Here is a 12,461-nt window from a genome sequence, read left to right on the forward strand (position 1 = left end):
CCTGCGAGTCAGAGGCCCATGTCGCGGCCGACGATCTCCTTCATGATCTCGGTCGTGCCGCCGTAGATGGTCTGGATGCGGGTGTCCAGGAACGCCTTGGAGATCGGGTACTCGCTCATGTAGCCGTACCCGCCGTGCAGCTGCAGGCATGCGTCCGCGGTCTTCTTCTGCAGCTCGGTGGTCCACCACTTGCCCATCGCCGCCTCGGAGATCGTCAGGTCTCCGGCGTTCAGCGCCATGATGGAGCGGTCGACGAACACCTGCGCGATGCGCGCCTCGGTCTCGAGCTCGGCCATCGTGAAGCGGGAGTTCTGGAACGAGCCGATCGGCTTGCCGAAGGCGGTGCGCTCCTTGACGTACTCCAGGGTCATGTCGATCATCGCGCGGCAGGCGGCGGCGGCCACGACCGAGATGGTCAGGCGCTCCTGGGGCAGCTTCTCCATCAGGTAGATGAAGCCGTGGCCCTCCTCGCCAAGCAGGTTGGTGACCGGCACGCGCACGTTGTCGAACGACATCTCGGCGGTGTCCTGGGCCTTCAGGCCGATCTTGTCGAGGTTGCGGCCACGCTCGAAGCCCTCCATGCCGCGCTCGACGACGATCAGCGAGACGCCCATCGCGCCGGCCTCGGGATCGGTCTTGCACGCCACGATGACGAAGTCGGCGTTGATGCCGTTGGAGATGAACGTCTTGGACCCGTTGAGGACGTAGTGGTCGCCGTCCTTGACCGCCGTGGTCTTGATGCCCTGCAGGTCCGACCCGGTGCCCGGTTCGGTCATGGCGATCGCGGTGATCATCTCGCCGCTGCAGAACTTGGGGAACCAGCGCGCCTTCTGCTCGTCGGTCGTGTACGACAGCAGGTAGCCCGACACCAGGTCGGTGTGCAGGGCAAATCCCACGCCGCTCGCGCCGGAGCGGGTCAGCTCCTCCTGGACGATGGCGTTGAAGCGGAAGTCGGTGATGCCGCCTCCGCCGTGCTCCTCGGGCATCATGAAGCCGAGCAGACCCAGCTCGCCGGCCTTGGTCCAGACCTCGCGGGGCACGATCGAGGCCTCTTCCCACAACGCGTGGTTGGGCTCGATCTCCTTCTCGCAGAAGGACCGCATGGTGTCGCGGAACGATTCGTGGTCGGCGTCGAAGATGTCGCGCTTCATGAGTTCTCCTCGGATTGAACGGCTACGCCGTCGGTGATGAGCTGGTCGATGTCGTCGATGCCCCAGGCCGCCAGGGCGGTGCGGGTGTCGGCGCCGGGCAGCGACGGCGGTGCGCCGAGCTCGGCGGGAGTGCCTGAGAACCGGGGTGCAGGGGCCGGCTGCACCAGTCCGTCGCGCTCGACGTAGGTGCCGCGGGCGACGTTGTGGGGGTGGATGGCTGCCTCGTGCATCGGGACGACCGGCGAGACGCAGGCGTCCGAGCCCTCGAACGTGCCGATCCAGTCGGTCTGGGTGCGGCCGGCGAACACGCTCGCGAGGACGGTGCGCAGCTGCGGCCACTGGCGCGGGTCGTTGCGATCGGGCAGCGCGCCGTCCAGGAACGGGTCGAGCAGTTGCTCCATCGCGGCGTAGAACTGCGGCTCCAGGCCGCCGACCGACATCCAGCGGCCGTCCGACGTCTCGTACACGTCGTAGAACGGGGCGCCCGAATCGAGCAGGTTGGTACCGCGCTCGGGGTTCCACATCCCGGCCTGCTGCATCATCAGGGGCATCGCCAGCAGGTGGGCGGTGCCGTCGGTGATGGCGGCGTCGACGACCTGACCGGTCCCGGTGGAGCGTGCATGTGTCAGGGCGGCGAGCACTCCGGTGACGAGGTACATCGAGCCACCGGCGAAGTCGCCGACCAGGTTGAGCGGGATCTGCGGTGGTCCGCCGGCGCGACCGATCGTGTCGAGGGCGCCGGCGACCGAGATGTAGTTGACGTCGTGGCCGGCCGTGCTCGCCAGCGGTCCGTCCTGACCCCATCCGGTCATCCGGCCGTAGACGAGCGCCGGGTTGCGCTCGAGGCAGACGTCGGGCCCGAAGCCGAGTCGCTCGGCGACACCGGGGCGGAAGCCCTCGATCAGGATGTCGGCGCGCTCGACGAGGTCGAGCAGCACCGCGACACCCTCGGACCGCTTCAGGTCGAGCGCCACGGAGGGACGACCACGCGCCGTGATGTCCTTGTCCGGCGAGGCGACCTGCAGGGCGTTGCCACCGGGGCGATCCACGCGGATCACGTCCGCGCCGAGGTCGGCCAGCAGCATGGCGGCGAAGGGGCCGGGTCCGATGCCGACGATCTCGACGACGCGGAGGCCGGTCAGGGGGCCTGAGGGGCTGGTGTCAGTCACGCGCCCATCATGACAGTGATGGTGTCACGGTACAACTCATACCCTCGGTACGGGATGTGTCATCATCCATGTCATGTACTCCGAGCTCGCCTACACGCGCCAGGGCAATGGCGAACCGCTGGTCCTGATCCACGGCATCGGTCACCGCCGCCAGGCGTGGGACCCGATCATCGACCAGCTGGCCGCGTCCTACGACGTCATCGCCGTCGACCTGGCGGGATTCGGTGAGTCGCCGGCCCACCCGGACGGAGTGAACTACTCGATGGCGAACGCGTGCCAGAACCTGGTGGACAACTTCGCGCTGTGGGGCATCGAGAAGCCGCACGTGGTCGGTAACTCACTGGGTGGCGCAATCGCACTGGAGCTGGCCGCCCGCGACCAGGCGCGCTCCGCCACGGCGTTGAGTCCCGCCGGATTCTTCCGCGGTCTCGATCGGATGGTCGCGCTCGGCCTGCTGATGCTGCTCAAGATCACCTCGTACCTGCCCCTGCGTCTCGTGGGACTCGCCATGCGATCCGGTCCGGTGCGCAAGGCACTGGGGCGCACCCTCTTCGAGCACGGGGACCGGCTCACCGCCGAGCAGTTCCTGGGCGACACCACCGCGCTGCGCAACGGACGCGGCTTCTTCTCGGTGCTCCGCTCCGGCGTCACCTACGCCTTTCGGTCGCCCGTGTCGGTCCCCACCACGATCGCCTGGGGCACCCGCGACAAGATCCTGCTCTACGGCCAGGCCGGGTTGGCTGCTGAACGCCTGCCACAGGCGCGCCACGAACCACTGCTCGGCTGCGGGCACGTGCCGATGATCGACGACCCCGCTCGCATCGTGGAGCTCGTCACCGAGACCGCGCGCTAGATCCAGCCAGTCAGCGCGCGAAGAGATTCAGCACAAGGGTGAGTTCGACCGACAAGACGATGGAAACAAGGATCATCGCTAGGCAGCCGGCGCCGCCGCCCGCCGGGCGTATCCGTATGGGACTCATGGTGGTGCTCACTCTCAGGCGGGGAGGCACGGACTGGTCGGCGACGCTGGGTTCGTTCACTGGCGTCGCCCACAGGCAGAGTGCCCATGCCGCGCCAACTCCAAACGGGTGAGCGTCTGACGTATGTCTCCGAGTGGTGTGGCCATGGCCAGACACTCGTCTGCGGGGTCGAATGGGTACATGACCACGAGCACCACAACCACGACGCACCGTCACAAGGAGTCATCATGAACATCACCATCTTCGGTGCCACCGGCACCATCGGCCGCCTCGTGGTCGAGCAGGCGCTCGCCGCCGGGCACGACGTCAAGGCGTTCACGCGCGATGCCGCTCGTGTCAGCGCTGCGCACGATCGGTTGCAGGTCGTCGAGGGCGACGTCACCGATCCGGCCGCATGCCTACCCGCCGTCAAGGACGCCGACGCGGTTGTGGTCGCGCTCGGCGCCGGACGGAAGGGCGAGGTACGCGAGGCCGGCACCCGCGCCGTCGTCGCAGCGTTGGAACAGGCCGGCGGAGGACGGCTCGTGTGCCAGTCGACCCTCGGCGTCGGGTCGAGCCGGGCCAATCTCAACCTGCTCTGGAAGTACGTCATGTTCGGGGCGCTGCTGCGACCGGCCTACGCCGACCACGTTCGCCAGGAGCGGGTCGTGGAAGAGAGCAACCTGGACTGGACCATCGTGCGGCCGTCCGCGTTCGCCGACCAGAGCCCGGGACCCGTCCGACACGGCTTCGGCGGCTCGGAGAGCGGACTGCGCTTGAAGATCAGCCGCACCGACGTCGCCGCCTTCCTGCTCGTGCAGGTGCAGGACCAGACCTACCTGCGTCGCGCGGTGTCGGTCTCGTCGTGATCTTCGGCGGGAGTGACTAGATCCAGCCCCGGTCACGCGCGACCTGGGCGGCCTCGACCCGGGTGGTGGTGCCGGTCTTGCCGATGGCTGAGGACAGGTGGTTGCGCACGGTTCCGTCCGACAGGTGCAGCTCGGCGGCGATCCGTGCGACCGGCGACCCGCTCAGCGCGATCCGCAGGACATCGGTCTCCCGCGGGGTCAACGAGCTGGCGCCGTCGAGCAGCGACTCGGTGGCGAGGGTCGGATCGACGACGCGCAGGCCCGAATGGACTCGGCGCACCGCCTCGGCCAGCTCGGTGGCTGGCGTGTCCTTCACGACGAAACCCGACGCGCCGGCGTCCAGGGCCCGCCGCAGGTAGCCCGGACGGCCGAAGGTCGTGACGATGAGGACCCGCGCCGCAGTCTGATCGGTGACGAGCTGGCAGGCCTCGATGCCGTCGATGCCCGGCATCTCGATGTCGAGCAGGCACACATCGGGAGCGTGCTCGACCACCGCGGCCAGCACCTCGTCGCCCCGCGACACCTCCGCGACGATCTCGACGTCGGGCTCCAGGTCCAGCAACGCAGCGAGCGCACCGCGGACCATGGCCTGGTCGTCGGCCAGCAGCAGCCGGATCACCACGTCACCTCCAGCTCGGTCCCGCCCTGCGGCACCCGTCCGATCCGCAGCTCGCCGCCGGTGCCGGTGACGCGTTCGGACAGGCCGCGCAGACCGTTGCCCGCCACGATCTCGGCGACGCAGGAGCCATCATCGCGGATGGAGAAGCGGGACTCCTCCAGCGTCACCACGCAGTGCTGGGCACCGGAGTGCCGCACGACGTTGGTGACGGCCTCGCGCAGGACCCAGGCGGCCACGGTGCGACGGCGCGGATCAAGCACCGAGGTGCTGGTCGGCAGGTCTGCCGTGATGCCCGCGGCTCGCAGCGCGACACCCGCAGCCGCGACCTCGTCGTCGAGCCCGGCGGCTCGCAGGCCACCCACGGTGGCGCGGACCTCGGCCAGCGCTTGTCGGGTGAGGGTCTGGATCTCGATGAGCTCGGCGCGGGCTCGCTCGGGATCGCGGTCGATCATCCGCTCGGCCAGCTGCGCCTTGACGCTGACCACCGTGAGGCTGTGCCCGAGCACGTCGTGGACGTCTCGGGCCACTCGGTCGCGCTCGGCGGTGACGGTCAGCTCGTCCCGGATGCGTTCGTGCCGTTCGCCCAGGTCGGACATCACGCGACCCGTGCCGGTACCCAGCGACACCGCGACCAGGATGAACGCGAGGATCAGGTACTCCATCAGCTGACCGGCAGCCAGCGGCAGAGCGAGGGAGACGACCACCAGGGCTGCGGCCCACCACCAGGTCCAGGGACGGCGCAGACCGAACATGCCGAACGAGGCCAGGAAGGGCAGGAACGACAGCGCCCCCAGCCCGATCGCCGCGCCGGTCGCCGCCGCGATCGCCGCCAGGGCGATCAGCATGATCGTGTCCGAGGTCTCGGTCGCGGCGCCCCGACCGAACAGGCCGCGGAACGCCAGGACGTACACCCCGGCGAAGACGGCCACGCCGACCAGTCCGCCGACGACCCGGATGACCGAGTCCTCGGAGAGCGCGCTGATCACCGGGAAGACCAGGAAGATCATCCAGGTCGACCACAGCAGCCAGCCGTAGCGCTCGAACGGGTTGGTGGAGTCGGCCGGCATCACTGGCGCCCGCGGCCCCGGCGCACCAGCAGCGTCGCTGTGATGGCGAAGATCAGGGTCCATGTCAGAACGTTAGCGATCGGCAGCCACAGGGGGTCGGTGATCGTCGATCCGTCCTGGGAGACGATGACTCCCTCGCTGAGCGGATAGCGCGCCAACGCCACGTATCCGTACAGCGGGGTGAACTTGGCCAGGGTCAGCAACGCCCCGGACAGCGGGAAGAACACATTGCCCAGGAAGGCCAGCACCACGACCGAACCACTGGCCCCGCTGATCGCGGCCTCGGACCGGAACAGCAGCCCGAAGCACAGGCCGTACAGCGCGAAGGACAGCGACCCGGCGGCCAGGACGAGCCCGCTCAGCAGCCACGCGCTGCCGCTGCCCTCGGCGCCGGTCAGCGCGCCTAGCAGGTAGACCAGGCAGATCGGACCCAGCGCCACCAGGGAGGCGAGCGCGACCTTGACCCGCACGAAGGAGAAGTCCCGCAACGGCGTCAGGCCCAGCTGTCGACCCCACCCCTGGCTGCGCTCGACGGCGGCCTGCCCGCCGATGCCGACGGTCGCGGTGACAGCGCCGTAGGCCGCCATCGCGATCATGATGGCCATCGCCACGTTGCCATTGCCGAGGCGCTCTTCGGAGAAGGCCGCCGAGGCGCCGAAGATCAGGAAGAAGAACGCGGGAAGCACGACCGTGAAGAACAACGTCACGGGATCGCGCAGGATCCTGCGCACCTCGATGCGCAGCATCGCGCCGTGGCGGGTGCGGGTCGACGGTGCGGATGTCGTGGTGGTCATGCGAGCTCCTTTGCCGGGGTCTTGGCCTGCGGGCCGGTGATCCGCACGAAGGCGTCCTCCAGCGATCCTGCGGTGATCTGGAGGTCGTGGCCGCTGAGGTCGACCAGGACGGTCCGGGCGATCGCGTCGGAGTCCGTCCCCCGCACGATGATGCGGTGGCCGGCCACCTCCACGATGGCTCCGGTGGACTCGAGCGCGTGGCGCGCCGACTCCGGATCGGGCACGGTGGCCTGCACGACGTTGCCGGTGGCCGTCGCCCGGATCTCGGCGGTCGACCCGTCGGCGACGATCAGGCCATCGGCCATCAGGACGATGCGATCGGCGAAGTCGTCGGCCTCCTCGAGGTAGTGGGTGGCGAAGACGACGGTGCGACCGCGGGCTGCCTCTTCGCGCATCGTGGCCCAGAACTCACGGCGCGCGGACACGTCCATGCCTGCGGTGGGCTCGTCGAGCACCAGCAGCTGGGGATCGGGCAGCAGCGCGAGCGCGAAGCGCAGCCGTTGCTGCTGTCCTCCCGAGCACTTGCTGACCCGCCGGCCGGCCAGGTCGGTCAGGCCGGTGTGGGCCATCACGTCGTCGGGGTCGTCGTGGGCGTCGCCGTAGGTGGCGGCGACGTAGTGCACGGTCTCACCGACCGTGATGTCGTTCAGCAGGCCGCCGGTCTGCAGGACCGCGGACACCAGCCCGTCCCGCACAGCCTGGCGGGGCGGCTGCCCCAGCACGCGAGCCGTGCCCCGCGTGGGCTCGATCAGCCCGAGCACGATGTCGAGCGTGGTGGTCTTGCCGGCGCCGTTGGGGCCGAGCAGCGCCACGATCTCGCCGGTCGGGATGGTCAGGTCGACATGATCGACCGCAGTCACAGTGGTGGCGTGGCCGGCACTGTCCTTGGTGGGGAACGTGCGGCCGAGGCCGGTCAGCTCGATCGCTGGTGAGGTTGTCATGGGTCGAGCCTCGCGCCTCGACGGCCCGAGGGGATGCGGCACGTGTCACGACCTGACCATGACAGGTGTCAGGCATACCTGCTGGATCGCCGGTGTTCTCATGAACGTGGAGATCTACGATGCCGTGGTCATCGGGGCCGGGCAGGCCGGCTTGTCCGCGTCGTACCACCTGCGCCGCCGGGGGCTCTCCCATGTCGTGCTCGACGCCGACGACCGTGCGGGCGGGGCGTGGCAGCACCGGTGGGACGCATTGACGATGCACGACGTGCACGGAGTCGCCGACCTGCCAGGGCTGGAGCTGTCCACCGCCTCCGAGGGCGAGCGCGCCAACACCGTCGTGCCCGCCTACTTCGATCGCTATGAGCGCCGCTTCGAGCTGCCCGTGGTGCGACCGGTGCGGGTCGCGTCGGTGCAGGACGAGGGCGGTGTGCTGGTGACCACGGCCCAGGACTCCCGTTCCTGGGATTCACGCACGCTGGTCAACGCGACCGGAACGTGGACGCGTCCCTTCGTGCCGCGCTACCCCGGCCAAGAGATCTTTGCGGGACGGCAGCTGCACACGGTCGACTACCCGGGACCTGCGGCGTTCTCGGGACGCCGGGTCATCGTGGTCGGTGGCGGGGCATCAGCGGTGCAGCTGGCCGGGGCGATCGCGCCGGTGGCCGAGTCCCTCACGTGGGTGACGCGGTCCGAGCCGGTCTGGCGCACGGGACCGTTCACCGCCGAGATCGGACGCGAGGTGGTGGCGAAGGTCGAGGAGCGGGTGCGGGCCGGGCTGCCGCCGCGCAGTGTCGTGAGCGTGACCGGGTTGATGCTGCGTGATCAGGAGCGCGAGGCCGAGGCGATGGGCGTCTACGCCCGGCGACGACCGATGTTCGACCGACTGGAGGCCGACGGTGCTCGCTGGTCCGACGGGAAGTTCGTCGCCGCCGACATCATCGTGTGGGCCACTGGTTTCCGGCCCGCGATCGAGCACCTGGCACCCCTGCACCTGCGCGGTCCGCTCGGCGGGATCCAGCTGGACGGCACGACCGCCGTGGTCGATCCCCGGGTGCAGATGGTCGGCTACGGGCCGTCGGCCAGCACGATCGGCGCCAATCGCGCCGGCCGGACGGCCGCACAGGGTGTCAGCGCCTGGCTGGGGCGAGGAACGACCGATCCACGTCCGCCGCCCGCGGGCATCCGATGAGGGCGAGCGTGTTCTCGACCTCGGCCACCAGTCGTTCGATCTCGGCGCGGGCCCCGTCGGCGCCGCCGGCCGCCAGACCCCAGAGCACCGGACGACCGACCAGGGCAGCGTCCGCTCCGACGGCGAGGGCGCGGACCACGTCCCAGCCGCGTCGGATGCCACCGTCGACCAGCACCGACGCCTGACCCGCCACGGCGTCGACGATCGGCTCCAGGGCCTCGGCCGTGCTGAGGACCGCATCGAGCTGACGGCCACCATGGTTGGAGACCACGACGCCCGCTGCGCCGGCGTCGATCGCGCGTCGAGCGTCGTCGGGACGCAGGATCCCCTTCAGCACCACCGGCAGCCCGCTGGACTCGGCGAATCGGCCGATGTCGTCCCAGGTGAGCGAGGGGTCATGGAGGGCATGGCGTTCGGCCAGGGTGAGTGCGACCCCGTCGGCGGCGGCCACTCGATCCAGCAGCGTGGGGTGGGTCGGCGCGAAACCTGTGCGGAGATCGCGCTCGCGCCGCCCGCCGACCGGGAAGTCGACGGTGATGACCAGCGCCTCGTGACCCCCCTCGCGGGCCGCGGCGATCAGATCCTCGTTCACGGCACGGTCGCGGAACACGTACAGCTGGAACCAGCGCGGTGCGTCGCCCATGGCGGCTGCGACCTCCACCGGCGGGCACGTCGTCTGCGAGGACAACGTGAACAGCGCCCCCGCCTGGGCCGCGGCCCGCGCCAGCGCGACCTCGCCCTCGTCGTGGGCGTGCCGCTGGTAGGCCATCGGGGCGATGCCGATCGGATGAGCCCACCGACGTCCCAGCACCGTCACCCCGGTGTCGATCGTCGAGACGTCGACCAGCGCGCGGGGGGCGAGGCGGTACTGCTGCCACTGCTCGATGTTGCGTGTCATCACCCGTTCGTCGCCGGCACCGCCAGCGAAGTAGCCGTGTGCCGCTTCGCCCATCAGCTCGGCTGCGCGCTGCTCCAGATCATCGTTCACTCCGCCACCGTATGCCGACGAAGCCCGGTCCCATCAGCTGTCGATGAGACCGGGCTCCGGGGTGGTGCAGTCCTGACTACAGGGAGTTGGGCCCCGCCGGGACCGGAGTGCCGTCGATGCGGAAGTCGCCACCCGCCGGCTGGTTGTAGACGTTCGAGCCGACCGGAGCGGTGTTGCTGCGGATCGTCACGCCCGTCACGATCAGCGTGGCCGTCGCGCCGTTCCACAGTCCGCCGCCCTCGGCGGCTGCGATGTTGCCGGTGACCGTGCCACCGTCGTAGGTGACGCTTCCGGTGCCACCGACGTGCAGGCCACCACCGTTGCCGGGGTTCCTCGACGTCACGTTGTCGCGCAGCACGAGGTCGGTCAGCGCCGCGGTGCCGTTGGCGACCTCGATGCCACCACCGGCACGACGGGCCACGTTGCCCGACGCGACCGTGTCGCTGACGTTCAACGAACCGGCCAGGCTGATGATGCCGCCGCCGGATCCGCTGGTGCCGTTCGCCACGTTGTCGAGGACCCTGCTGCCGCGCACGGTCAGCGCACCGCCATCGTTGAAGATGCCGCCACCGCCCTGATCAGCGTCGTTGCCGCTCGCGATGTTGGCCGTGACCCTGGTCGAGTCGACCAGGAAGGTGCCGGTCGCGGAGTTCCACAGGCCGCCGCCCTCGGCGCTGGCCTTGTTTCCACTGACGGTGCTGCGCGCGACCGTGACGTCGCCGGCACCGGTCAGGTGCAGGCCGCCGCCGTTGCCGGGTCCCGCGCCCGTGGTGTTCTTGTTCAGCCGCACGTCGTCCAGCAGGGTCGAGCCGATGTTGGCCTCGATTCCGCCACCCGCGCGCACGGACGTGTTGCGGGCGATGGTGCTGTCCGAGACCGACACGGTGCCCTGGTCGTTCAGGATGCCGCCGCCGGAGCCGGCCGCGCCGGTCGCGGTGTTGTCGGCGATCGTGCTGCCGGTGACCGTCAGCGTGCCGGATGCGCCGGCCTCCTGGAACAGTCCGCCGCCGCCCTGCGTGGCCTCGGCGCCGGCCACCGTGTTGCCGACCACCCTGGTGTCGGTGACCGTCATGGTGCCGGTGCCGGAGTTCCACAGGCCGCCACCCTCGGCGGCCGCCTCGTTCTTGGTGACGGTGCTGCCGGTGACAGCCACCGTGCCCGCACCGGTCAGGTGCAGGGCACCACCGTTGCCGGGTCCCGCACCGGTGGTGTTGCGGCTCATCGTCGTGTTGGTGACCGTGGTCGAACCGCCGTTGGCCTCGATCGCGCCACCGGCCCGGGTCGCGGAGTTCGACGCGAGGGTCGAGTCCACGACGTTGAGCGTTCCGCCGTTCACCGAGGCGACGGCGCCACCGGAGGCGCCGGTGCCCGTCACGACGTTGTTGACGGCGCGCACGTTGTTCATGGTCAGGGTGCCGCCGTCGTTCAGCAGCGCTCCTCCGCTCTCACCCGCAGCAGGAGCCCCGCCGCGGATCGTCGTGTTGCGCACCGCCACGCGGGTGTCGGTCACCGTGAACGCGCGATCGACCCCGGCTGCGTTGATGGTCAGGTTGCGGCCGTTGATCACGAGGCGGTCGGTGATCTCGATGTCACCGGTGGTGCGGGCGAACGAGATGTTGTTCGTCAGTCGGATCGTGTCGACGCCGGGCGTCGCGTTCGCCTCGGCGACTGCAGCGCGCAGCTCGGTGATGTTCGAGACCGAGAAGGTGGCCGCGCTGGCGGGCGCGGCACCCAGGACGGTCAGGCCCAGGGCGGATACGGCGGCGAGTGAGAGCAGCCGCTTGGAGGGGCGGGGAGGTGTCATGGCGTGTGTCTCCTCAGACATCGATGACGTGGCCGAGGGTGGCCACGTGCGGGGATACGCCGGGCGGAGGGGCCGCGTTCATCGGTCTCTGGCCCGCCTCATTGCCCTATGCAATTGATTGCATAATCGAGTTCGGGGGACTACCGTCATCGGGTGGCACTCGAGCACGCGATCCTCGTCTCCCTGGCTGAACGATCAGCCAGTGGCTACGAGCTGGCCCGTCGCTTCGATGCCTCGATCGGCCACTTCTGGACCGCCAGCCATCAGCAGATCTACAAGGTGCTCGGCCGGATGGAGACCAACGCCTGGGTCACCGCCGACGTCGTGGTCCAGGGGACCCGTCCGGACAAGAAGGTGTACGCGATCACGGCGCAGGGACGCGAGGAGCTGGCGGCCTGGACGACGCAACCCGCCCCCCTCGAACAGGTGCGCAGCGCGTTCGCCGTCAAGCTGCGCGCCCTCCCGTTCGGTGACGCCGCAGCGATCGGTGACGACGTCCGGTCCCGGCGTCGAGCCCACGTGGAGCGGTTGGAGTACTACCGGGCGAGCGCCACCCGCTTCTACCCCGATCCCGAGGCGATCGGCGACGATCAGCTCGGTGGTTGGTTGGTGCTGCGGGGCGGCATCATCAGCGAGGAGGCGGCCATCGCCTGGTGCGATGAGATCCTTCAGCGGTTGCGATGAGCGCGCACACCGATCACCAGGACCACCGCCGCGATCGTGACGGCCGAGCCGATCAGCACCGCGTGCACCCAGAAGAATCCTGTCGGAGTGCTGGAGAAGGCCTCCCCGCTCCACGCGCGGTCGTCATCGACGATGGCCTTGGCGAACCGTGGCCAGATCACCAGGTTGAACAGTCCGGCCAGCACCAGGAACCACGCAGCACTCTTCGAGATCACCTCACCAGTATG

13 protein-coding genes are annotated in these 12,461 nt (G+C 69.7%); 4 read left to right on the forward strand and 9 right to left on the reverse strand.

Annotation, left to right across the window (positions count from 1 at the left end; genetic code table 11):
* Window positions 1–8: 8 nt before the first annotated feature.
* Together ACHAA3_RS07340 and ACHAA3_RS07345 are read right to left on the reverse strand one after the other, a co-directional pair.
* Window positions 9–1,151, reverse strand: a complete 1,143-nt coding sequence (locus ACHAA3_RS07340; RefSeq protein ID WP_435708319.1) for an acyl-CoA dehydrogenase family protein — start codon at window positions 1,149–1,151, stop codon at window positions 9–11.
* Window positions 1,148–2,320 carry a CaiB/BaiF CoA transferase family protein gene (locus ACHAA3_RS07345; RefSeq protein WP_435708320.1) on the reverse strand — a complete coding sequence of 391 codons (1,173 nt, stop codon included), beginning with the start codon at window positions 2,318–2,320 and terminating at the stop codon, window positions 1,148–1,150. Before ACHAA3_RS07345 ends, ACHAA3_RS07340 begins: the two co-directional genes overlap by 4 nt.
* Before the next feature lie 73 nt (window positions 2,321–2,393).
* On the opposite strand from ACHAA3_RS07345, the gene ACHAA3_RS07350 reads away from it, so the two are divergent.
* Window positions 2,394–3,173, forward strand: a complete 780-nt coding sequence (locus tag ACHAA3_RS07350; RefSeq protein ID WP_435708321.1) for an alpha/beta fold hydrolase — start codon at window positions 2,394–2,396, stop codon at window positions 3,171–3,173.
* Window positions 3,174–3,527: 354 nt separating this feature from the next.
* On the forward strand, window positions 3,528–4,148 hold the full coding sequence (locus ACHAA3_RS07355) for an NAD(P)-dependent oxidoreductase (protein WP_435708322.1): 621 nt from the start codon (window positions 3,528–3,530) through the stop codon (window positions 4,146–4,148).
* A 16-nt stretch (window positions 4,149–4,164) separates the two neighbouring features.
* Here the strand turns inward: ACHAA3_RS07355 and ACHAA3_RS07360 are convergent, their stop codons facing one another.
* Genes ACHAA3_RS07360 through ACHAA3_RS07375 form a run of 4 tightly spaced genes read right to left on the reverse strand, consistent with a single transcriptional unit; the run spans window position 4,165 to window position 7,569 of the window.
* On the reverse strand, window positions 4,165–4,770 hold the full coding sequence (locus ACHAA3_RS07360; protein ID WP_435708323.1) for a response regulator: 606 nt from the start codon (window positions 4,768–4,770) through the stop codon (window positions 4,165–4,167).
* Window positions 4,764–5,897: a sensor histidine kinase gene (locus ACHAA3_RS07365; protein ID WP_435708324.1), complete on the reverse strand. Its 1,134-nt coding sequence runs from the start codon at window positions 5,895–5,897 to the stop codon at window positions 4,764–4,766. Before ACHAA3_RS07365 ends, ACHAA3_RS07360 begins: the two co-directional genes overlap by 7 nt.
* Window positions 5,834–6,628, reverse strand: a complete 795-nt coding sequence (locus tag ACHAA3_RS07370) for an ABC transporter permease (protein WP_435708325.1) — start codon at window positions 6,626–6,628, stop codon at window positions 5,834–5,836. The genes ACHAA3_RS07365 and ACHAA3_RS07370 overlap by 64 nt, the downstream gene beginning before the upstream one ends.
* A complete protein-coding gene (locus ACHAA3_RS07375; protein ID WP_435708326.1) occupies window positions 6,625–7,569 on the reverse strand; it encodes an ABC transporter ATP-binding protein in 945 nt (314 codons plus the stop codon). The genes ACHAA3_RS07370 and ACHAA3_RS07375 overlap by 4 nt, the downstream gene beginning before the upstream one ends.
* A gap of 100 nt (window positions 7,570–7,669) precedes the next feature.
* Between ACHAA3_RS07375 and ACHAA3_RS07380 the strand changes: the two genes are divergently transcribed.
* Window positions 7,670–8,758, forward strand: coding sequence for an FAD-dependent oxidoreductase (locus ACHAA3_RS07380; RefSeq protein ID WP_435708327.1), 1,089 nt, complete (start codon window positions 7,670–7,672; stop codon window positions 8,756–8,758).
* On the opposite strand, the gene ACHAA3_RS07385 is transcribed toward ACHAA3_RS07380, so the two are convergent.
* Both ACHAA3_RS07385 and ACHAA3_RS07390 read right to left on the reverse strand, forming a co-directional pair.
* A complete protein-coding gene (locus tag ACHAA3_RS07385; protein WP_435708328.1) occupies window positions 8,697–9,746 on the reverse strand; it encodes an alpha-hydroxy acid oxidase in 1,050 nt (349 codons plus the stop codon). The two genes, ACHAA3_RS07380 and ACHAA3_RS07385, sit on opposite strands and share 62 nt — an antisense overlap.
* Window positions 9,747–9,822: 76 nt before the next feature.
* A complete protein-coding gene (locus tag ACHAA3_RS07390; RefSeq protein WP_435708329.1) occupies window positions 9,823–11,550 on the reverse strand; it encodes a beta strand repeat-containing protein in 1,728 nt (575 codons plus the stop codon).
* A 153-nt stretch (window positions 11,551–11,703) separates the two neighbouring features.
* Between ACHAA3_RS07390 and ACHAA3_RS07395 the strand changes: the two genes are divergently transcribed.
* The gene (locus ACHAA3_RS07395; RefSeq protein ID WP_435708330.1) at window positions 11,704–12,234 is read left to right on the forward strand and encodes a PadR family transcriptional regulator; all 531 of its coding nucleotides are present in this window, start codon (window positions 11,704–11,706) and stop codon (window positions 12,232–12,234) included.
* Here the strand turns inward: ACHAA3_RS07395 and ACHAA3_RS07400 are convergent.
* Entirely contained in the window at window positions 12,219–12,449 is a 231-nt protein-coding gene (locus ACHAA3_RS07400) for an SCO4848 family membrane protein (protein WP_435708331.1), read from the reverse strand. The genes ACHAA3_RS07395 and ACHAA3_RS07400 overlap by 16 nt on opposite strands.
* Window positions 12,450–12,461: the final 12 nt, after the last annotated feature.

This window comes from Aeromicrobium sp. CF3.5, assembly GCF_051262695.1.
Classification (GTDB): Bacteria; Actinomycetota; Actinomycetes; order Propionibacteriales; family Nocardioidaceae; genus Aeromicrobium.